This is a genomic window from Pseudomonas sp. FR229a (genome assembly GCF_030209115.1).
GTDB classification, from domain to species: Bacteria; Pseudomonadota; Gammaproteobacteria; order Pseudomonadales; family Pseudomonadaceae; genus Aquipseudomonas; species Aquipseudomonas moraviensis_A.
This window is the reverse complement of sequence record NZ_JARVSP010000014.1, coordinates 17356-38081: the sequence shown is the minus strand read 5'-3', so window position 1 is coordinate 38081 and position 20726 is coordinate 17356. Positions and strand designations below refer to the sequence as shown.

Sequence of the window (20726 nt, the reverse complement as noted above, 5' to 3'; positions counted from 1 at the left end):
TGAGTGACAAACCATGCCAAAACGTACAGACATTAAAAGCATCCTGATTCTCGGCGCTGGCCCGATCGTTATCGGCCAGGCCTGCGAATTCGACTACTCCGGCGCCCAGGCCTGCAAAGCCCTGCGCGAAGAGGGTTACCGCGTCATCCTGGTGAACTCCAACCCGGCCACCATCATGACCGACCCGGACATGGCCGACGCTACCTACATCGAACCGATCAAGTGGCAGACCGTTGCCAAGATCATCGAGAAGGAGCGTCCGGACGCCGTACTGCCAACCATGGGCGGCCAGACTGCACTGAACTGCGCCCTTGACCTGGAGCGCGAAGGCGTTCTGGAGAAGTTCGGCGTAGAGATGATCGGTGCCAACGCCGACACCATCGACAAGGCTGAAGACCGTTCGCGTTTCGACAAAGCGATGAAATCCATCGGCCTGGCGTGCCCGCGTTCCGGCATCGCCCACAGCATGGAAGAGGCCAATGCGGTCCTCGAAACCCTCGGTTTTCCGTGCATCATCCGTCCGTCCTTCACCATGGGCGGCACCGGTGGCGGTATCGCCTACAACCGTGAAGAGTTCGAAGAAATCTGCGCCCGTGGTCTGGACCTGTCGCCGACCAAAGAGCTGCTGATCGACGAATCGCTGATCGGCTGGAAAGAATATGAAATGGAAGTTGTCCGCGACAAAAAGGACAACTGCATCATCGTCTGCTCGATCGAAAACTTCGACCCGATGGGCGTGCACACCGGTGACTCGATCACCGTGGCTCCTGCGCAAACCCTGACCGACAAGGAGTACCAGATCCTGCGTAACGCCTCGCTGGCGGTCCTGCGCGAGATCGGCGTCGAGACAGGCGGTTCCAACGTGCAGTTCGGTATCTGCCCGAACACTGGCCGTATGGTCGTGATCGAAATGAACCCGCGGGTATCGCGTTCCTCGGCACTGGCTTCGAAAGCCACCGGTTTCCCGATCGCCAAGGTCGCGGCCAAACTGGCTGTGGGTTACACCCTCGACGAGCTGTCGAACGACATCACCGGCGGCAAGACCCCGGCGTCCTTCGAACCGTCTATCGACTACGTTGTCACCAAGCTGCCACGCTTCGCCTTCGAGAAATTCGCCAAGGCTGACGCGCGCCTGACCACGCAAATGAAGTCGGTCGGTGAAGTCATGGCCATCGGCCGCACCTTCCAGGAATCCCTGCAGAAAGCCCTGCGTGGTCTGGAAGTCGGCGTTTGCGGTCTGGACGAGAAGCTTGATCTGAGCAACCCGGAAAGCATGAGCGTGCTCAAGCGCGAACTGACCGTGCCGGGCGCCGAGCGTATCTGGTACGTAGCGGACGCCTTCCGCGCCGGTCTGTCGGTCGAAGACATCTTCGGCATGAACATGATCGACCCGTGGTTCCTGGTGCAGATCGAGGACCTGATCAAGGACGAAGAGAAGGTCAAGACCCTCGGTCTGTCCTCGATCGACCGCGACCTGATGTTCAAGCTCAAGCGCAAAGGCTTCTCCGATCAGCGTCTGGCCAAGCTGCTGGGCGTCACCGAGAAGAACCTGCGCACCCATCGTCAGAAGCTGGAAGTATTCCCGGTCTACAAGCGCGTTGACACCTGCGCTGCCGAGTTTGCCACCGACACCGCTTACCTGTACTCGACTTACGAGGAAGAGTGCGAAGCCGCGCCGTCGGGTCGCGACAAGATCATGATCCTGGGTGGCGGTCCGAACCGTATCGGCCAGGGCATCGAGTTCGACTACTGCTGCGTTCACGCTGCTCTCGCTCTGCGCGAAGACGGCTACGAAACCATCATGGTCAACTGCAACCCGGAAACCGTTTCCACTGACTACGACACTTCCGACCGTCTGTACTTCGAACCGGTAACTCTGGAAGACGTGCTGGAAATCTGCCGCGTCGAGAAGCCGAAGGGCGTGATCGTCCAGTACGGCGGCCAGACTCCGCTGAAACTGGCTCGCGCGCTGGAAGCTGCTGGTGTGCCGATTATCGGCACCAGCCCTGACGCCATCGACCGTGCCGAAGACCGCGAGCGCTTCCAGCAAATGGTCGAGCGCCTGAACCTGCGTCAGCCGCCAAACGCCACTGTGCGCAGCGAAGACGAAGCCGTTCGTGCCGCCGCGAAAATCGGTTATCCGTTGGTGGTGCGCCCGTCGTATGTATTGGGCGGCCGTGCGATGGAAATCGTTTACAAGGAAGACGAGCTCAAGCGTTACCTGCGTGACGCGGTGCAAGTGTCCAACGACAGCCCGGTGCTGCTCGACCACTTCCTCAACTGCGCCATCGAAATGGACGTGGACGCGGTTTGCGACGGCAAAGACGTGGTAATCGGCGCGATCATGCAGCACATCGAACAGGCGGGCGTTCACTCCGGTGACTCCGCATGCTCGCTGCCGCCGTACTCGCTGCCGGCGCACATCCAGGACGAGATGCGCGAACAGGTCAAGAAAATGGCCCTTGAACTGGGCGTTGTCGGCCTGATGAACGTGCAATTGGCTTTGCAGGGCGAAGACATCTACGTCATCGAAGTCAACCCGCGCGCCTCGCGTACCGTGCCGTTCGTTTCCAAGTGCATCGGTGTTTCCCTGGCGATGATCGCAGCGCGCGTGATGGCCGGTAAGACCCTGAAGGAAATCGGCTTCACCAAGGAAATCATCCCGAACTTCTACAGCGTGAAAGAGGCGGTGTTCCCGTTCGCCAAATTCCCTGGCGTTGACCCGATCCTCGGCCCAGAGATGAAGTCCACCGGTGAAGTGATGGGCGTCGGCGATACCTTCGGCGAAGCATTCGCCAAGGCGCAGATGGGCGCCAGCGAAGTGCTGCCGACCGGCGGTACCGCGTTCATCAGCGTGCGCGATGATGACAAGCCGCTGGTTGCAGGCGTGGCCCGTGATCTGATCAACTTGGGCTTCGAAGTGGTCGCCACTGCCGGCACTGCCAAGCTGATCGAAGCGGCAGGCCTGAAAGTGCGCCGCGTGAACAAGGTGACCGAGGGGCGTCCGCACGTGGTCGACATGATCAAGAATGACGAAGTCACGCTGATCATCAACACCACCGAAGGTCGTCAGTCGATCGCCGATTCGTACTCCATTCGTCGCAACGCCCTGCAGCACAAGATCTACTGCACCACTACCATCGCTGCGGGCGAAGCGATCTGCGAAGCGCTGAAGTTCGGTCCGGAAAAAACCGTGCGCCGCTTGCAGGATCTACACGCAGGATTGAAGGCATGAGCATAACCAAGTACCCAATGACTGTTCAGGGCGCCAAAGCCCTGGAAGAAGAACATGCTCACCTGACCAAGGTCGTTCGTCCGAAGCTCAGCCAGGACATCGGTACGGCCCGCGAGTTGGGTGACTTGAAGGAAAACGCTGAATACCATGCCGCTCGCGAACAGCAGGGCATGGTCGAGGCGCGGATTCGTGACATCGAAGGCCGGATCCAGAATCAGGTCATCATCGATGTCACGACCATTCCGCATACCGGCAAAGTGATTTTCGGTACCACCGTGGAAATCGCCAACGTCGAGACTGATGAAAGCGTCACTTACCACATCGTGGGTGAGGATGAGGCTGACTTCAAACTCGGCAAGATTTCCGTCGGTTCGCCGCTGGCCCGCGCCTTGATTGGCAAGGAAGAGGGCGATGTAGTTGCCGTCAAAACGCCAGGCGGCGTGATCGAGTACGAGATTGTCGAAGTTCGTCACATCTGAAAGAAGGCGCCCGCTGCATGCGGGCGCCATACTTTGGCAACTGACCCAGATGCTTTGGGTCGGTGGTCTATGGTTGATTCACCTTGGTTTGCAGCCGGCGTTAGGCCAGATCGGCCTGGCGCCGCTGTTGATCGACGAAGTAGCCAGTGCATTCGAAGTGCTGGTGGTGGGATTCGCCGCTCTGTGCGTGATCTTTCAGGCTTTAGTGCTGGTACAGGCCGAAGGCCTCGGCAGTCTATGGCGGGATTTTCGCGGGCAGGTGCTGTTGATGGCGTTGTACGCGTGCGCGATGTATGTCGCTGTGCGTGTCGGCTGGCCGGATGCGCAGCGCTGGCAGGTATTCAGTTATCTGGTGCTGGGGTTTTCCGGGCTGGTGCTGGTCATGCAGCCGGTGCCGGGATGGAGTGGCAGGGTGCGCGAAGCACACCCTTGACCCTGCGCATCACTTGAAGCGATGAACGTTCGACAGCTGCTTGTTGGCGCTGAAATTCTTGCGATAGACCAGAGCCATCTTGCCGATGACCTGAACCAGGTCCGCTTTGCCGACCTTGCACAGTTCGGCGATGTGCGCCAAGCGCGACTCGCGATCGAGGATGTTGAGCTTGATCTTGATCAGCTCGTGATCCGCCAGGGCGCGTTCAAGTTCGGCTAAAACACCTTCAGTCAAACCGTTGTCCGCCACCGTCAACACTGGTTTGAGGTGGTGGCCGATGGATTTGTACTGTTTCTTCTGCTCTGGAGTGAGCGGCATAATCTGACCCTTTCGTCTGGATTCTGTAAAATGGCGGCCATTTTACCCGAGGGTTCGTGGATCCGCCCAACTAATCACGACCCTAATCATCGAGGTGCCCAATGGCGCGTTCCAAGACAAGCCTTGGTTGGCTGAAAAGACATGTCAACGATCCTTATGTGAAGCAGGCGCAGAAGGATGGCTACCGTTCGCGTGCAAGTTACAAGCTTCTGGAGATCCAGGAAAAATACAAATTGATCCGTCCGGGCATGAGCGTGGTCGACCTCGGTGCGGCCCCGGGCGGCTGGTCGCAGGTCACCAGTCGGCTGATCGGTGGTCAGGGGCGTCTGATCGCTTCTGACATCCTTGAGATGGATGGCATTCCGGACGTGACCTTCATTCAAGGTGACTTCACTGAAGACTCGGTGCTTGCCGAAATCCTCGAGGCCGTCGGTAATTCGCAGGTGGACCTTGTGATTTCCGATATGGCCCCCAATATGAGTGGTACACCCGAAGTGGATATGCCCAAGGCCATGTTCCTTTGTGAGCTGGCGCTGGATCTGGCGGAGCGGATACTCAAGCCCGGTGGCAATTTCGTCATCAAGATTTTCCAGGGCGAAGGGTTCGATGTTTATCTGAAGGATGCTCGCAAGAAATTCGACAAGATCCAGATGATCAAGCCAGACTCTTCCCGTGGCAGCTCCCGTGAGCAGTACATGCTGGCCTGGGGTTATCGCGGCGGTGATGCGTAAAACGAGGTTTTTCGGCAGGGCGATAGGTTTTTCATATTTCGCTCTGCGGGCATAAGCGAATATTGTGTAGAAAGTGTTTCACAAAGGGTTACAGACGGCGCCTGCCAGAGTTGTAGGTAATGTAGTAAGTTAGGCCGGTGAATATCATGCGAAGCGCGCGCCAGTAGCGGAGCTTGCTTCAGAGGGTAGTTAATTGAACGATATGGCAAAGAATCTGATCCTGTGGTTGATCATCGCGGCTGTCCTGGTGACGGTGATGAACAACTTCTCCAGCCCTAACGAGCCGCAGACCCTCAACTATTCCGACTTCATCCAGCAGGTCAAGGATGGCAAGGTCGAGCGCGTAGCCGTCGATGGCTATGTGATTACCGGCAAGCGCACCGATGGCGATAGCTTCAAGACCATTCGTCCGGCAATCCAGGACAATGGCCTGATCGGCGATCTGGTCGACAATCACGTTGTGGTTGAAGGCAAGCAGCCTGAACAGCAAAGCATCTGGACCCAGCTTCTGGTAGCCAGCTTCCCGATCCTGGTGATCATCGCGGTGTTCATGTTCTTCATGCGCCAGATGCAGGGCGGTGCCGGTGGCAAGGGCGGGCCGATGAGCTTCGGCAAGAGCAAGGCGCGCCTGCTCTCCGAGGATCAGGTCAAGACCACGTTGGCTGACGTTGCCGGTTGCGACGAAGCCAAGGAAGAAGTCGGCGAACTGGTCGAGTTCTTGCGTGATCCGGGTAAATTCCAGCGTCTGGGCGGCCGTATCCCGCGCGGTGTGCTGATGGTAGGCCCACCGGGTACCGGTAAAACCTTGCTGGCCAAGGCGATTGCCGGCGAAGCGAAAGTGCCGTTCTTCACCATTTCCGGTTCCGACTTTGTCGAAATGTTCGTTGGTGTCGGCGCCAGCCGTGTCCGCGACATGTTCGAGCAGGCCAAGAAGCACGCACCGTGCATCATCTTCATCGACGAAATCGATGCCGTGGGTCGCCATCGTGGCGCCGGTATGGGTGGTGGTCACGATGAGCGTGAGCAGACTCTCAACCAGTTGCTGGTAGAGATGGACGGCTTCGAAATGAACGACGGCATCATCGTGATTGCCGCAACCAACCGTCCCGACGTACTCGACCCTGCGCTGCTGCGTCCGGGCCGTTTCGACCGTCAGGTGGTGGTTGGCTTGCCGGACATTCGTGGTCGCGAGCAGATTCTGAAAGTGCACATGCGCAAAGTGCCAATGGGCGACGACGTTGCTCCGGCGGTAATCGCACGTGGTACTCCGGGCTTCTCCGGTGCTGACCTGGCCAACCTGGTCAACGAGGCGTCGCTGTTCGCTGCCCGTAGCGGCAAGCGTATCGTCGAGATGAAAGAGTTCGAACTGGCCAAAGACAAGATCATGATGGGTGCCGAGCGCAAATCCATGGTCATGTCCGAGAAAGAAAAACAGAACACTGCTTATCACGAAGCTGGCCACGCCATCGTGGGTCGCGTCGTACCTGAGCATGATCCGGTCTACAAGGTATCGATCATCCCGCGCGGTCGTGCGCTGGGTGTGACCATGTTCCTGCCGGAAGAAGATCGCTACAGCCTGTCCAAGCGTGCGTTGATCAGTCAGATCTGCTCGTTGTACGGCGGCCGTATCGCTGAGGAAATGACGCTGGGCTTCGATGGTGTGACCACCGGTGCCTCCAACGACATCATGCGTGCAAGTCAGATTGCCCGGAACATGGTGACCAAGTGGGGCTTGTCGGAAAAACTCGGTCCGCTGATGTACGCCGAAGAAGAGGGTGAAGTATTCCTCGGTCGCGGCGGCGGCGGTCAGGCGGCCAGCTTCTCGGGTGAGACAGCCAAGCTGATCGACTCCGAAGTGCGCAGCATCATCGATCAGTGCTACGGCACCGCCAAGCAGATCCTCACGGATAACCGTGACAAGCTGGATGCCATGGCTGATGCGCTGATGAAGTACGAAACCATCGATGCCGAGCAGATCGACGACATCATGGCCGGTCGCACACCTCGCGAGCCGCGTGACTGGTCCGGTGGCACCGGTACGCCTCCGCCGCCTGTCGTGCAGGACGAGCGTCCGGAAAAACCGATTGGCGGTCCGGCTGCTGACGTTTAAGGTTTGAAATGACTTCTGTTCAGTCCCTGACCCGGTTGCCTTGCGGCAACCGGGTTCTTGATTTGGCCCATACGCATGTCATGGGCATTCTCAATGTCACTCCCGATTCCTTTTCCGACGGTGGTCGTTACAGCCAGCTGGACGCAGCTCTGCGCCACGCCGAAGCCATGGTGCTGGCTGGTGCGACGCTGATCGATGTCGGCGGCGAATCGACCCGGCCGGGTGCTCGAGCGGTTTCTCCTCTGGAGGAGCTTGAGCGCGTCGCACCGATAGTCGAGCTGATCAATCGCGAGCTGGATGTCATCATCTCGGTCGATACTTCCACGCCAGCGGTCATGTGCGAAACCGCACGACTCGGTGCCGGGTTGATCAACGATGTACGTTCGCTCCGTCGCGATGGCGCGCTGGACGCGGCGGCGGCGACCGGATTGCCGGTGTGTCTGATGCACATGCTCGGCGAGCCGGGCGATATGCAGGACAATCCGCATTACCAGGATGTCACTCGTGAGGTCGGCGAGTTTCTGGCCGAGCGCATGGATCAGTGTGCGCAGGCGGGCATTCCCGCCGAGCGGATCATTCTCGATCCCGGCTTCGGCTTCGCCAAAACCTTGCAGCACAATCTAAGCTTGTTCAAGCACATGGAGGCCCTGCACGCACTGGGTCGGCCACTGCTGGTGGGTGTTTCGCGCAAGAGTATGATTGGCCACGCTTTGAACCGTCCCGTGGGTGAGCGTCTGCATGGCGGTCTGGCGCTGGCGGCGCTGGCGTCGGTAAAGGGCGCGCGAATATTGCGCGTCCACGATGTGGCGGAAACTGTCGATGTGGTGCGAATGATCGCGGCCGTAGAATCAGCCGAATAAGAATGATGGAGCACTTATGAGCAAGAAATATTTTGGTACCGACGGCATTCGCGGTCGTGTTGGTGAATACCCGATCACGCCTGATTTCATGCTCAAGCTCGGCTGGGCGGCTGGCATGGCGTTCCGCAAGATGGGTGCGTGCAAGGTGCTGGTCGGCAAGGACACGCGAATCTCCGGCTATATGTTCGAGTCCGCACTCGAGGCCGGGCTGACCTCGGCGGGCGCCGATGTGATGCTGCTCGGCCCGATGCCGACGCCAGCCATCGCCTATCTGTCGCGTACCTTCCAGGCTGAAGCCGGGATCGTGATCAGTGCATCGCACAATCCGCATGACGACAACGGCATCAAGTTCTTCTCAGGCAAAGGCACCAAGCTGCCTGATGAATTGGAGTTGATGATCGAAGAGTTGCTGGATACGCCGATGACCGTCGTCGAATCGAGCAAGATCGGCAAAGTCTCGCGAATCAATGATGCATCGGGTCGCTACATCGAGTTCTGCAAAAGCAGCGTGCCTTCCGGAACCAATTTCTCCGGCCTGAAAATAGTCATCGACTGTGCGCACGGTGCGACCTATAAGGTGGCGCCGAGCGTCTTCCGTGAACTGGGCGCCGAAGTTGTCGTGCTGTCTGCCCAGCCGAACGGGCTGAACATCAACGATAACTGTGGTTCCACGCACATGGGGCCGTTGCAGGCTGCGGTGCTGGCCGAACACGCCGACCTCGGCATCGCTTTCGATGGTGATGGCGATCGCGTGTTGATGGTTGATCACACCGGTACCATCGTCGATGGCGATGATCTGCTGTTTATCATTGCCCGCGATCTGCATGAGCGCGGCAAGTTGCAGGGTGGAGTGGTCGGTACGCTGATGAGCAACCTCGGCCTTGAGCTGGCCCTGGCAGATCTGTCGATCCCGTTCGTTCGTGCCAATGTCGGTGACCGCTATGTCATCGCTGAGCTGCAAGAGCGCAACTGGCTTGTCGGCGGAGAGAACTCCGGGCATGTGGTCTGCTTCAATCACACCACCACGGGCGACGCGATCATCGCGGCCCTGCAGGTGTTGATGGCTCTGAAATCCCGCAATGAAGGTCTCGCCCAAACCCGACAGGCTTTGCGCAAGTGCCCTCAGGTGCTGATCAACGTCCGCTTCGGCGGCGGTGAAAGCCCACTGGAGCATCCGGCTGTCAAGGAAGCCAGCGCCCGCGTAACCCAGGCGATGGCGGGGCGCGGTCGCGTGCTTCTGCGCAAGTCCGGCACAGAGCCTCTGGTGCGCGTAATGGTCGAAGGCGAGGACGAAAACCAGGTTCGCGGCTATGCCGAAGAGCTGGCAAAACTGGTAACCGAAGTTTCTGCCTGATACGGCTTGCAAGCCATGATTGTGTTGGGTAACATCTGCGCCCACTTTGACCGACGAGGTACAGCATGCGTCGCCCTATGGTAGCTGGTAACTGGAAGATGCACGGTACCCGCGCCAGCGTCGCTGAGCTGATCAACGGCCTTCGTCATCTGGCCTTGCCAAGCGGTGTTGATGTCGCGGTGTTCCCGCCTTGCTTGTATATCAATCAAGTGATTGATGGCTTGAAAGGCAAGTCGATTTCGGTCGGCGCGCAGAATTCTGCGGTGGAAGCCATGCAAGGTGCGCTGACCGGTGAGATTGCTCCCAGTCAGTTGGTGGATGCAGGTTGTTCCCTGGTGCTTGTCGGGCACTCCGAACGCCGCCAGATTCTGGGCGAGCGAGACGGGATGCTGAATCGCAAGTTCGCAGCGGCACAGGCATGTGGCTTGATTCCGGTGTTGTGTGTGGGGGAGACCCTTGAGCAACGCGAAGCCGGAAAAACTCTTGAAGTTGTCGGGCGTCAGCTGGGCAGCATCATCGAGGAGCTGGGTGTCGGTGCTTTTGCCAAGGCAGTAATTGCTTACGAGCCGGTCTGGGCCATTGGTACCGGGCTGACTGCAACGCCGCAACAGGCTCAGGATGTGCATAAAGCCATTCGCGAGCAGTTGGCGGCAGAGAATTCTGAAGTCGCACGAAATGTGCGACTTCTATACGGCGGCAGCGTGAAGGCGGCCAATGCGGTCGAACTGTTCGGCATGCCGGATATCGATGGGGGGCTCATTGGTGGAGCTTCCCTGAATGCAGATGAGTTCGGTGCGATCTGTCGCGCCGCGGGAAACTGAAAAAATGCTGGAAACAGTCGTAGTCGTTTTTCATCTGCTGGGTGCATTGGGCGTAGTTGCTCTGGTTTTGCTGCAGCAGGGTAAGGGTGCGGACGCTGGCGCGTCTTTCGGAGCAGGTGCTTCAAATACTGTGTTCGGAAGCCAAGGTTCCTCTACCTTTCTTAGTAAGTTTACTGCTATACTTGCCGCCGGTTTCTTTATAACCAGCCTGGGGTTAGGTTACTTTGCTAAAGAGAAGGCTCATCAGCTGACTCAAGCAGGTTTGCCAGATCCAGCAGTGTTGGAAGTACCTAAGCAACAACCGGCTTCTGATGATGTCCCGGTGCTTCAAGAGCAAAAGTCGGCTACTCCAGCGACTGACGTGCCTCCAGCTCAAGAGCAGAAGTAAGAAGAGTTTCAAACGTAGTATTGCCGAGGTGGTGGAATTGGTAGACACGCAACCTTGAGGTGGTTGTGCCCATAGGGTGTAGGGGTTCGAGTCCCCTTCTCGGTACCAATTAGTCAGGAGAGCCCGCTGTTGCGGGCTTTCTTGCAGGTGGAAGGTTACATTGACCCTAAAAGGGATCGGTCGTATACTTCCGCCCCAGCTTTGTCGCGGGGTGGAGCAGTCTGGTAGCTCGTCGGGCTCATAACCCGAAGGTCGTCGGTTCAAATCCGGCCCCCGCAACCAGTTTAAGGAGCCCCTTTTAAGGGGCTTTTTGTTAGCTGGATACTTTCAACGCCGCTGTTCGACGGCGTTTCAAGGATGGGCGTTATGCCCATTTTTTTATTTTGCAAAGCATGCACATATCATGCACTAGGGGGTTCAGGTGTCGAGCAAGCTAGAAGAGTTGCAGGCCTTGCTGGCCCCGGTGGTCGTGGCCCTGGGCTATGAATGCTGGGGTATCGAGTTTTCGGCTCAGGGTCGGCACTCGATGTTGCGCGTTTATATCGATAAAGAGGGTGGCGTGCTGGTGGACGACTGCGCCATTGTCAGCCGTCAGATCAGCGGTGTTCTGGATGTTGAAGATCCGATCGCCGTTGAATACACCCTTGAAGTTTCCTCGCCTGGCATGGAGCGCCCGCTGTTCACTCTTGAGCAGTTTGCCAAATTTGCCGGTGAACAAGTGAAGATCAAGCTGCGCTCGCCTTTCGAAGGTCGACGCAACTTTCAGGGCCTTCTGCGCGGTGTAGAAGAGCAGGACGTCGTGGTGCAGGTAGAAGACCACGAGTTCCTGTTGCCGATCGATATGATCGACAAGGCCAACATTATTCCCAGTTTTGACTGAGACGCGGATCCCGCGGATCCAATGGCTTGCGAAAGGCGAGGCGTACGATGAGCAAAGAAGTACTGCTGGTTGTTGAGTCGGTATCCAATGAAAAGGGTGTACCGGCAAGCGTAATTTTTGAAGCGCTGGAGCTGGCTCTGGCCACTGCTACCAAAAAGCGTTTTGAAGACGAAGTGGACCTGCGTGTGGAAATCAACCGCCACACCGGTTCCTACGAAACCTTCCGTCGCTGGACGGTCGTCGAAGAAAATGATCTCGACGATCCGGCCATCGAGACCTGGCCTAGCAAGGTTGCCGAAACGCATCCTGGCGCCAAGGTCGGTGACGTCGTCGAAGAGAAAATCGAATCCATCGAGTTCGGCCGCATCGCTGCACAGACTGCCAAGCAGGTCATCGTGCAGAAAGTTCGCGAAGCCGAGCGCGCTCAAGTGGTCGACGCCTATCGCGAGCGCCTGGGGGAAATCATCTCCGGCACCGTGAAAAAAGTCACCCGCGACAACGTGATCGTCGATCTGGGCAACAACGCTGAAGCGTTGCTGGCCCGCGAAGACATCATTTCTCGCGAAACCTTCCGTGTCGGCGTGCGTCTGCGTGCGCTGCTCAAGGAAATCCGCACCGAGAACCGCGGCCCGCAGCTGATCCTGTCGCGTACCGCGCCGGAAATGCTGATCGAGCTGTTCCGTATCGAAGTGCCGGAAATCGCTGAAGGCCTCATCGAGGTCATGGCCGCCTCCCGTGATCCGGGTTCGCGCGCCAAGATCGCCGTCCGTTCCAAGGACAAGCGCATCGATCCGCAAGGTGCCTGCATCGGTATGCGCGGTTCGCGCGTCCAGGCGGTATCGGGTGAGTTGGGCGGCGAGCGTGTTGATATCGTGCTGTGGGACGACAACCCGGCCCAGTTCGTGATCAACGCCATGTCCCCGGCCGAGGTTGCGGCAATTATCGTTGACGAAGATGCCCATGCCATGGACATCGCCGTTGGCGCAGACAATCTGGCTCAGGCCATCGGTCGCGGTGGTCAGAACGTGCGTCTGGCCAGCCAGTTGACTGGCTGGACCCTGAACGTGATGACCGAATCGGACATCCAGGCTAAGCAGCAAGCAGAAACCGGCGACATCCTGCGCAACTTCATCGACGAGCTGGAAGTCGACGAAGAGCTGGCTCAGGTGCTGGTAGATGAAGGCTTCACCAGCCTGGAAGAGATTGCCTACGTACCGGTGGAGGAGATGCTCAACATCGACGGCTTTGACGAGGACATCGTCAACGAGCTTCGTGCTCGCGCCAAGGATCGCTTGTTGACCAAAGCCATCGCTACTGAGGAAAAGCTGGCAGACGCCCATCCGGCCGAAGACCTGCTCTCGCTTGAGGGTATGGACAAGGATTTGGCGATGGAACTGGCGGTGCGCGGCGTAATTACCCGCGAAGACCTGGCCGAGCAGTCTATTGACGACCTGCTCGACATCGACGGCATTGACGATGATCGTGCCGGCAAGTTGATCATGGCCGCCCGAGCCCACTGGTTCGAGTAATTAGGCGCGGCCTGAGGAGAGAAGTGCATGACGCAAGTCACGGTGAAACAACTGGCCGATGAGGTCAAAACACCGGTAGAGCGCCTGTTGCAGCAGATGCGTGAGGCAGGTCTGCCGCACACCGCCGCCGACGAAAATGTGACTGACAGTGAGAAGCAATCCCTGCTGACTCACTTGAAGAGCAGTCACAAGGCGAAAGTGGAAGAACCACGCAAGATCACGCTGCAGCGTAAAACCACCAGCACCCTGCGTGTGGCTGGTAGCAAGAGCATCAGCGTTGAAGTTCGCAAGAAGAAAGTTTTCGTACAGCGTAGCCCGGAAGAAATCGAAGCCGAGCGCAAGCGTGAACTGGATGAGCGCCGCGCAGTAGAAAATGCTGCCCGTCAGAAGGCTGAAGAAGAAGCCAAGCAACGCGCCGAAGAAGAAGCGCGTCGCCAGCCTGCTGCTGCGCAAACCGCTGCCAGCGACGCCGTCGCGGCGCCGGCTGCCGCTGCCGAACCTGTTCGCGAAAGCGCACCGGTGGTGGCTGCTGCTCCTGCTCCTTCGGCTGACGTTCGCAACAAGCAGAACGAACAGCGCCGTCCGGACAAGCCACGTGCCGACGACAACAATCGTCGCAGCGGTGGCGGTGATGGCGAGCGCAAAAACGCTCCGCATCGCGCATCGGTCAAGGAAAAAGCTCCGGCGCCACGTGTGGCACCACGCACTACCGACGAAGAAAGCGATGGCTTCCGTCGTGGTGGTCGCGGCAAGGCCAAGCTGAAGAAGCGCAACGCCCACGGTTTCCAGAGCCCTACCGGCCCTGTCGTGCGTGATGTGCAGATCGGCGAGACCATCACGGTTGGCGATCTGGCCAACCAGATGTCGGTCAAGGCTGCTGAAATCATCAAGTTCATGTTCAAACTGGGTACCCCAGCGACCATCAACCAGGTGCTTGATCAGGAAACTGCTCAACTGGTAGCCGAAGAACTGGGCCACAAAGTGACCCTGGTCAGCGACACCGCTCTGGAAGATTCCCTGGCCGAGTCCCTGAAGTTTGAAGGTGAGTCGTTCTCCCGTGCTCCAGTCGTGACCGTAATGGGCCACGTTGACCACGGTAAGACTTCCCTGCTCGACTACATCCGTCGTGCCAAGGTAGCTGCTGGCGAAGCCGGCGGTATCACCCAGCACATCGGTGCGTACCACGTTGAGACTGATCGCGGCATGGTCACTTTCCTCGACACCCCGGGTCACGCCGCGTTTACCGCAATGCGTGCCCGTGGTGCCAAGGCGACCGACATCGTGATCCTCGTGGTTGCAGCGGACGACGGCGTGATGCCGCAAACCATCGAAGCCGTTCAGCATGCTCAGGCAGCTGGCGTGCCGCTGGTGGTCGCAGTGAACAAGATCGACAAGCCGGGCGCCGATCTCGATCGCATCCGCAGCGAGCTGTCGGTTCACGGCGTGACTTCCGAAGACTGGGGTGGCGACACACCATTCGTTCCGGTTTCGGCGAAGATGGGTACTGGCGTGGACGAGCTGCTTGAAGCCGTTCTGCTGCAGGCCGAAGTTCTCGAGCTGAAAGCTACTCCATCGGCTCCTGGCCGTGGTGTCGTGGTTGAATCGCGTCTCGACAAGGGTCGTGGCCCGGTGGCAACCGTGCTGGTTCAGGACGGTACGCTGCGTCAAGGCGATATGGTTCTGGTCGGTTCGAACTACGGCCGCGTGCGTGCCATGCTCGACGAGAACGGCAAGCCGATCAAGGAAGCCGGTCCATCCATCCCTGTCGAGATCCTCGGCCTGGACGGTACCCCGGACGCTGGCGACGAGATGAGTGTGGTTGCCGACGAGAAGAAAGCCCGTGAAGTGGCTCTGTTCCGTCAAGGCAAGTTCCGCGAAGTCAAACTGGCTCGCGCTCACGCCGGCAAGCTGGAAAACATCTTCGAAAACATGGGTCAGGCCGAGAAGAAGACGCTCAACATCGTCCTCAAGTCCGACGTCCGTGGTTCGCTTGAAGCGTTGAACGGTGCCTTGAATGGCCTGGGCAACGATGAAGTGCAAGTGCGCGTCGTGGGTGGCGGTGTCGGTGGTATCACCGAATCCGACGCCAACCTGGCACTGGCTTCCAACGCTGTACTGTTCGGCTTCAACGTGCGTGCCGATGCTGGCGCTCGCAAGATTGTCGAGCAGGAAGGTCTGGATATGCGTTACTACAACGTGATCTACGACATCATCGAAGACGTCAAGAAAGCCCTGACCGGTATGCTCGGCAGCGATGTTCGCGAGAACATCCTGGGTGTGGCCGAAGTGCGTGACGTGTTCCGTTCGCCGAAGTTTGGCGCGATCGCCGGTTGCATGGTGATTGAAGGTGTCGTGCACCGTAACCGTCCGATCCGCGTACTGCGCGAAGACATCGTTATCTTCGAAGGCGAGCTGGAATCCCTGCGCCGCTTCAAGGATGACGCTTCCGAAGTACGTGCCGGCATGGAGTGCGGTATCGGCGTGAAGAGCTACAACGACGTCAAAGTCGGCGACAAGATCGAAGTCTTCGAGAAGGTTCAGGTTGCTCGCAGCCTCTGACTCGCGCACTTCAAGGGCCACGATGGGCCGTAGCATGCAAATGCACGGCCCAGCGTCCGGACTCTAAACGCAACGCCCGGTCTGGCTTTTGTCAGGCCGGGCGTTTGCCGCTTTCAGACCTTGCGGGTTTCACCGCTGGGCAGTAACAGGTAACAAATCATGGCAAAAGAATACAGCCGTACCCAACGTATCGGCGATCAGATGCAGCGCGAGCTGGCGCAACTGATCCGTCGCGAAGTCAAAGACCCGCGCGTCGGCCTGGTCACCATCACTGCTGTGGAAGTGTCCCGTGACGTCGGTCACGCGAAGATTTTCATCACGGTGATGGGTCAGGACAACGCTGAAGACATCGCGCAAAGCATCAAGGTGCTCAATGCCGCCGCAGGTTTCCTGCGCATGCAACTGGCCCGCGAAATGAAGCTGCGCAGTGTGCCGCAGCTGCACTTCCACTACGACGAATCCGTCGTGCGTGGTGCGCACCTGTCGGCACTGATCGAGCGCGCCGTGGCTGAAGACAATCAGCACGTTGCCGCTCCAGCACCTGAAGACACCAAGGAGTAATTCGGTGGCTCAGGTCAAACGTATCCGTCGTAACGTCAGCGGCATCATCCTGCTCGACAAGCCGTTGGGTTTCACTTCCAACGCCGCGTTGCAGAAGGTGCGCTGGCTGCTCAATGCCGAGAAGGCCGGGCACACCGGCAGCCTCGACCCGCTGGCCACCGGCGTGTTGCCGCTGTGCTTCGGCGAGGCGACCAAGTTCTCGCAATACCTGCTCGATTCCGACAAGGGCTACGAGACCCTGGCGCAACTCGGCAAGACCACCACCACGGCCGATGCCGAAGGTGAGGTTTTGCAGGAGCGTCCGGTGACCGTTGGTCGCGCCGATGTCGAAGCGGTTCTGCCGAAATTTCGCGGGCAAATCAGTCAGATACCGCCGATGTACTCGGCGCTCAAGCGTGATGGCCAGCCGCTGTACAAACTGGCACGTGCAGGCGAAGTAGTGGAGCGCGAACCGCGTTCTGTTACTATTGCGCGCTTGGAATTGCTGGCCTTCGAAGGCGATACTGCGCGGCTTGCGGTGGACTGCAGCAAGGGCACCTATATTCGTACCCTGGTGGAGGATATCGGTGAGCAACTCGGTTGTGGTGCCTACGTCGCAGAATTGCGCCGGACCCAGGCCGGGCCTTTCACCCTCGCGCAGACCGTGACCCTCGAAGAGCTGGAAGCGGTACATGCCGAAGGTGGCAACGAAGCGGTCGACCGTTTCCTGATGCCTTCGGACAGCGGCCTGCAGGATTGGCCGTTGCTGCACTTCTCCGAGGCGAGCGCGTTCTACTGGCTCAACGGCCAGCCGGTGCGTGCCCCGGATGCGCCGAAGTTCGGCATGGTGCGAGTACAGGATCATAATGGTCGCTTCATCGGTATCGGTGAAGTGAGCGAAGACGGGCGCATCGCGCCGCGTCGCTTGATTCGGTCAGAATGACCGGAACCGGTCTGCGTCAAGCGGGCCGGCGAGTGTGGCTGTTAACAGGCATGGTCACTACTCATTTATAGATACAGGGATTTGTCCCTGGCCTGTTGAAGCTGTTTCCCTGAAACAGTTTCCTGATAAGGAAGGATTGCCTCATGGCTCTCGACGTTCAAGAAAAAGCTCAAATCGTTGCTGACTACCAGCAAGCTGTTGGTGACACTGGTTCGCCAGAAGTGCAGGTTGCACTGCTGACCGCCAACATCAACAAACTGCAAGGTCACTTCAAGGCCAACGGTAAAGATCACCACTCCCGTCGTGGTCTGATCCGCATGGTTAACCAGCGTCGCAAGCTGCTGGACTACCTGAAAGGCAAGGACGTGAGCCGGTACGCCGCTCTGATCGCTCGCCTGGGTCTGCGTCGCTAATCAGCGATTGCGCTATGAGGTTGGTGGTCTGTCGGGCGTCAGCGGTTTTCCGCTGGCGCCTTGCAGGCTCCCAGCCTCAAGTTTTATCTGCAGCATGGCTTTACCTGTAACACCCGGACAATTGCCATCGGGCCGATTCCCGAGATTGCCCAAGAATTCGCAAGAAACCGTTTCCCCCAAGAGCCACAAAGAAGGTAGGACACCGTGAACCCGGTAATCAAAAAATTCCAGTTCGGTCAATCGACCGTTACCCTCGAGACAGGCCGTATCGCCCGTCAGGCCTCCGGCGCAGTATTGGTCACCGTTGACGACGACGTCAGCGTGTTGGTGACTGTTGTCGGTGCAAAGCAAGCCGATCCGGGCAAGGGTTTCTTCCCTCTGTCCGTTCACTACCAGGAAAAGACTTACGCTGCCGGTAAGATCCCTGGCGGTTTCTTCAAGCGTGAAGGCCGTCCTTCCGAGAAAGAAACCCTGACTTCCCGACTGATCGACCGTCCGATCCGTCCGCTGTTCCCAGAAGGCTTCATGAACGAAGTGCAGGTTGTCTGCACCGTCGTTTCCACCAGCAAGAAGACCGATCCGGACATCGCTGCGATGATCGGTACCTCGGCTGCCCTGGCCATTTCCGGCATTCCATTCGACGGCCCGATCGGCGCCGCTCGCGTGGCTTTCCACGAAAGCACCGGCTACCTGCTGAACCCGACTTATGAACAGCAAGCCGCTTCGAGCCTGGACATGGTCGTTGCCGGTACTTCCGACGCCGTGCTGATGGTTGAATCGGAAGCCAAAGAGCTGACCGAAGACCAGATGCTGGGCGCGGTACTGTTCGCTCACGACGAATTCCAGGTTGTGATCAACGCAGTCAAGGAACTGGCTGCCGAAGCCGCCAAGCCAACCTGGAACTGGGCTCCACAGCCTGAAGCCACCGAGTTGCTGGGCGCGATCCGTGCCGAGTTCGGCGAAGCGATCTCCCAGGCTTACACCATCACCGTCAAGGCCGACCGCTACGCGCGTCTGGGCGAGTTGCGTGACCAAGTGGTTGCCAAGCTGTCCGGTGAAGAAGGCCAGCCTAGCGCTGCTGAAGTCAAGGCAGCCTTCGGCGAAATCGAGTACCGCACCGTTCGCGAAAACATCGTCAACGGCAAGCCACGTATCGACGGCCGCGACACCCGCACCGTACGTCCGCTGAACATCGAAGTCGGCGTTCTGCCGAAGACTCACGGTTCGGCGCTGTTCACCCGTGGCGAAACCCAGGCACTGGTTGTGGCAACACTGGGCACCGCCCGTGACGCGCAACTGCTGGACACCCTGGAAGGCGAAAAGAAAGATCCGTTCATGCTGCACTACAACTTCCCGCCGTTCTCGGTAGGCGAGTGTGGTCGCATGGGTGGCGCCGGTCGTCGCGAAATCGGTCACGGCCGTCTGGCCCGTCGTTCGGTTTCGGCCATGCTGCCAGCCGCTGACGTGTTCCCGTACACCATCCGCGTGGTGTCGGAAATCACCGAATCCAACGGTTCGAGCTCGATGGCTTCCGTGTGCGGCGCTTCCCTCGCGCTGATGGACGCCGGTGTACCGATGAAAGCACCGGTGGCCGGTATCGCCATGGGTCTGGTTAAAGAAGGCGAGAAGTTCGCCGTCCTGACCGACATCCTCGGCGACGAAGATCACCTGGGCGACATGGACTTCAAGGTAGCCGGTACCGCCAAAGGTGTGACCGCGCTGCAGATGGACATCAAGATCAAGGGCATCACCGAAGAGATCATGGAAATCGCTCTGGGCCAGGCCCTTGAAGCGCGCCTGAACATCCTCGGCCAGATGAACCAGATCATTGGCCAGTCGCGTACCGAGCTGTCGGCCAACGCTCCGACCATGATCGCGATGAAGATCGACACCGACAAGATCCGTGACGTTATCGGTAAAGGTGGCGCGACCATCCGTGCGATCTGCGAGGAAACCAAGGCTTCGATCGATATCGAAGACGACGGTTCGATCAAGATCTTCGGCGAAACCAAGGATGCCGCAGAAGCCGCGCGTCAGCGCGTTCTGAGCATCACGGCAGAAGCCGAGATCGGCAAGATCTATGTCGGCAAGGTTGAGCGCATCGTCGACTTCGGCGCATTCGTCAACATCCTGCCGGGCAAGGACGGTCTGGTGCACATCTCGATGCTGAGCGACGCTCGCGTAGAGAAAGTCACCGACATCCTCAAAGAAGGCCAGGAAGTCGAAGTGCTGGTACTGGACGTGGACAACCGCGGCCGTATCAAGCTGTCCATCAAAGACGTGGCAGCTGCCAAGGCTTCGGGCGTTTAATCAGCCCAACGCTTTAGCGCAATGAAGATGCCCCTGCCGTGCAAACGGCGGGGGCATTTTTTTGCCTTGAATAAAGAGCAAAAAATCGCAGCCTGCGGCAGCTCCCACAGAAGCGGTTTGATAATCCGATCATGTGGGAGCTGCCGCAGGCTGCGATCTTTGCTTTTGTGAAAACCGATGCTAGGTTTAGCCCATCGCCCGTGTAGCTCAGCCGGTAGAGCAGCGCACTCGTAACGCGAAGGTCGCAGGTTCGATTCCTGTCTCGGGCACCATCCTCGTTTATTTCACCTTGCGGCTCAGATCCTCGACAGTACGTTTAAGCTGATCCATGTCCCGATCCTGATTGTTGACCATCTGCTTCAAATTCGAGATCTCGCTGCTGTTCGAGTTGGAGCTTGAGCCGCTGTTCCGCTTGAGTTCTTCAACCTGGCGGCCGAGGCTTTCCAGTTCGCGGTCCTGTTCCTTGACCCTGTTCTTCAGTTCGTCGATCTCCTTGGCGCTGGCGGTTGAACCCGAACCGCTGCTACGTTTGAATTCTTCGATCTGGCGCGACTGGTCATTGAGGGTGTCGCGCATCTTTTGCAGCTCATCAATGCTGATATCGCTTTTGATCACGACGTCCTTGCCATAATCGTTGTGGATCAGTGAAACCTTGTCGCCATAGGACGGGCTGCTGGAGCTCAACTCAACGGCCATGGCGCTGGCGGGAAAGGCCAGAGCGGCGATCAAAGTGGTAGTAGAGACAACCGCGGAGATTTTCAAGAAGCTGCGCATCACTGGTTTTCCTTGTGAACAGCATGTTGTGTACCGAAGTGGCACTTCG

At 58.5% G+C, this 20726-nt stretch carries 18 protein-coding genes and 3 tRNA genes; 19 read left to right on the top strand and 2 right to left on the bottom strand.

The genetic code is table 11. The features are described 5' to 3' along the window. Positions 1-13 precede the first annotated feature (13 nt). The 3 genes from carB to QRN33_RS12740 are packed head-to-tail and all read left to right on the top strand — an operon-like array spanning position 14 to position 4147. The gene (carB, locus tag QRN33_RS12750) at positions 14-3235 is read left to right on the top strand and encodes a carbamoyl-phosphate synthase large subunit (RefSeq protein ID WP_039759558.1); all 3222 of its coding nucleotides are present in this window, start codon (positions 14-16) and stop codon (positions 3233-3235) included. A gap of 2 nt (positions 3236-3237) precedes the next feature. Then, positions 3238-3714 carry a transcription elongation factor GreA gene (gene greA, locus QRN33_RS12745; protein ID WP_039759729.1) on the top strand — a complete coding sequence of 159 codons (477 nt, stop codon included), beginning with the start codon at positions 3238-3240 and terminating at the stop codon, positions 3712-3714. 28 nt (positions 3715-3742) lie between these two features. Further along, on the top strand, positions 3743-4147 hold the full coding sequence (locus tag QRN33_RS12740) for a hypothetical protein (protein ID WP_042608885.1): 405 nt from the start codon (positions 3743-3745) through the stop codon (positions 4145-4147). 9 nt (positions 4148-4156) lie between these two features. Here the strand turns inward: QRN33_RS12740 and QRN33_RS12735 are convergent, their stop codons facing one another. After that, the gene (locus tag QRN33_RS12735) at positions 4157-4465 is read right to left on the bottom strand and encodes a YhbY family RNA-binding protein (RefSeq protein ID WP_016771761.1); all 309 of its coding nucleotides are present in this window, start codon (positions 4463-4465) and stop codon (positions 4157-4159) included. Positions 4466-4566: 101 nt separating this feature from the next. Between QRN33_RS12735 and rlmE the strand changes: the two genes are divergently transcribed. From rlmE to QRN33_RS12655, 16 genes are all read left to right on the top strand, one after another. Beyond that, positions 4567-5196 carry a 23S rRNA (uridine(2552)-2'-O)-methyltransferase RlmE gene (gene rlmE, locus QRN33_RS12730; protein WP_039759551.1) on the top strand — a complete coding sequence of 210 codons (630 nt, stop codon included), beginning with the start codon at positions 4567-4569 and terminating at the stop codon, positions 5194-5196. 202 nt (positions 5197-5398) lie between these two features. Next, entirely contained in the window at positions 5399-7306 is a 1908-nt protein-coding gene (ftsH, locus tag QRN33_RS12725; RefSeq protein WP_016771759.1) for an ATP-dependent zinc metalloprotease FtsH, read from the top strand. Between the two features lie 8 nt (positions 7307-7314). Beyond that, the gene (gene folP, locus QRN33_RS12720) at positions 7315-8166 is read left to right on the top strand and encodes a dihydropteroate synthase (RefSeq protein WP_285408840.1); all 852 of its coding nucleotides are present in this window, start codon (positions 7315-7317) and stop codon (positions 8164-8166) included. Between the two features lie 16 nt (positions 8167-8182). Continuing rightward, positions 8183-9520, top strand: a complete 1338-nt coding sequence (glmM, locus tag QRN33_RS12715; RefSeq protein ID WP_042608861.1) for a phosphoglucosamine mutase — start codon at positions 8183-8185, stop codon at positions 9518-9520. A gap of 65 nt (positions 9521-9585) precedes the next feature. After that, the gene (tpiA, locus tag QRN33_RS12710) at positions 9586-10341 is read left to right on the top strand and encodes a triose-phosphate isomerase (protein WP_042608862.1); all 756 of its coding nucleotides are present in this window, start codon (positions 9586-9588) and stop codon (positions 10339-10341) included. A gap of 4 nt (positions 10342-10345) precedes the next feature. After that, a complete protein-coding gene (gene secG, locus QRN33_RS12705) occupies positions 10346-10729 on the top strand; it encodes a preprotein translocase subunit SecG (protein ID WP_016771756.1) in 384 nt (127 codons plus the stop codon). Between the two features lie 22 nt (positions 10730-10751). Continuing rightward, positions 10752-10837 (top strand) — tRNA-Leu (locus QRN33_RS12700). A gap of 97 nt (positions 10838-10934) precedes the next feature. After that, a tRNA-Met gene (locus QRN33_RS12695) sits at positions 10935-11011 on the top strand. A 139-nt stretch (positions 11012-11150) separates the two neighbouring features. Continuing rightward, a complete protein-coding gene (gene rimP / locus QRN33_RS12690; protein ID WP_007993601.1) occupies positions 11151-11609 on the top strand; it encodes a ribosome maturation factor RimP in 459 nt (152 codons plus the stop codon). A 47-nt stretch (positions 11610-11656) separates the two neighbouring features. After that, positions 11657-13138, top strand: coding sequence for a transcription termination factor NusA (nusA, locus tag QRN33_RS12685; protein ID WP_024011569.1), 1482 nt, complete (start codon positions 11657-11659; stop codon positions 13136-13138). A 27-nt stretch (positions 13139-13165) separates the two neighbouring features. Next, positions 13166-15697: a translation initiation factor IF-2 gene (gene infB / locus QRN33_RS12680; protein WP_042608863.1), complete on the top strand. Its 2532-nt coding sequence runs from the start codon at positions 13166-13168 to the stop codon at positions 15695-15697. 159 nt (positions 15698-15856) lie between these two features. Continuing rightward, positions 15857-16258: a 30S ribosome-binding factor RbfA gene (rbfA, locus tag QRN33_RS12675; RefSeq protein ID WP_016771753.1), complete on the top strand. Its 402-nt coding sequence runs from the start codon at positions 15857-15859 to the stop codon at positions 16256-16258. A gap of 4 nt (positions 16259-16262) precedes the next feature. Next, positions 16263-17180: a tRNA pseudouridine(55) synthase TruB gene (truB, locus tag QRN33_RS12670; RefSeq protein ID WP_024011571.1), complete on the top strand. Its 918-nt coding sequence runs from the start codon at positions 16263-16265 to the stop codon at positions 17178-17180. A 143-nt stretch (positions 17181-17323) separates the two neighbouring features. After that, positions 17324-17593, top strand: coding sequence for a 30S ribosomal protein S15 (gene rpsO, locus QRN33_RS12665; protein ID WP_016771751.1), 270 nt, complete (start codon positions 17324-17326; stop codon positions 17591-17593). A gap of 204 nt (positions 17594-17797) precedes the next feature. Beyond that, the gene (gene pnp, locus QRN33_RS12660) at positions 17798-19903 is read left to right on the top strand and encodes a polyribonucleotide nucleotidyltransferase (RefSeq protein ID WP_042608864.1); all 2106 of its coding nucleotides are present in this window, start codon (positions 17798-17800) and stop codon (positions 19901-19903) included. 196 nt (positions 19904-20099) lie between these two features. Then, positions 20100-20175: transfer RNA gene (locus QRN33_RS12655), tRNA-Thr, on the top strand. A 7-nt stretch (positions 20176-20182) separates the two neighbouring features. On the opposite strand, the gene QRN33_RS12650 is transcribed toward QRN33_RS12655, so the two are convergent. Beyond that, positions 20183-20677 carry a hypothetical protein gene (locus QRN33_RS12650; protein ID WP_285408839.1) on the bottom strand — a complete coding sequence of 165 codons (495 nt, stop codon included), beginning with the start codon at positions 20675-20677 and terminating at the stop codon, positions 20183-20185. Positions 20678-20726 lie beyond the last annotated feature (49 nt).

Coding starts and splice junctions, on each gene's coding strand:
- folP (WP_285408840.1), top strand. CDS start 7,315: ATGACTTCTGTTCAGTCCCTGACCCGGTTGCCTTGCGGCAACCGGGTT.
- nusA (WP_024011569.1), top strand. CDS start 11,657: ATGAGCAAAGAAGTACTGCTGGTTGTTGAGTCGGTATCCAATGAAAAG.
- infB (WP_042608863.1), top strand. CDS start 13,166: ATGACGCAAGTCACGGTGAAACAACTGGCCGATGAGGTCAAAACACCG.
- QRN33_RS12650 (WP_285408839.1), bottom strand. CDS start 20,677: ATGCGCAGCTTCTTGAAAATCTCCGCGGTTGTCTCTACTACCACTTTG.
- glmM (WP_042608861.1), top strand. CDS start 8,183: ATGAGCAAGAAATATTTTGGTACCGACGGCATTCGCGGTCGTGTTGGT.
- rlmE (WP_039759551.1), top strand. CDS start 4,567: ATGGCGCGTTCCAAGACAAGCCTTGGTTGGCTGAAAAGACATGTCAAC.
- carB (WP_039759558.1), top strand. CDS start 14: ATGCCAAAACGTACAGACATTAAAAGCATCCTGATTCTCGGCGCTGGC.
- secG (WP_016771756.1), top strand. CDS start 10,346: ATGCTGGAAACAGTCGTAGTCGTTTTTCATCTGCTGGGTGCATTGGGC.
- QRN33_RS12735 (WP_016771761.1), bottom strand. CDS start 4,465: ATGCCGCTCACTCCAGAGCAGAAGAAACAGTACAAATCCATCGGCCAC.
- ftsH (WP_016771759.1), top strand. CDS start 5,399: ATGGCAAAGAATCTGATCCTGTGGTTGATCATCGCGGCTGTCCTGGTG.
- rbfA (WP_016771753.1), top strand. CDS start 15,857: ATGGCAAAAGAATACAGCCGTACCCAACGTATCGGCGATCAGATGCAG.
- tpiA (WP_042608862.1), top strand. CDS start 9,586: ATGCGTCGCCCTATGGTAGCTGGTAACTGGAAGATGCACGGTACCCGC.
- rpsO (WP_016771751.1), top strand. CDS start 17,324: ATGGCTCTCGACGTTCAAGAAAAAGCTCAAATCGTTGCTGACTACCAG.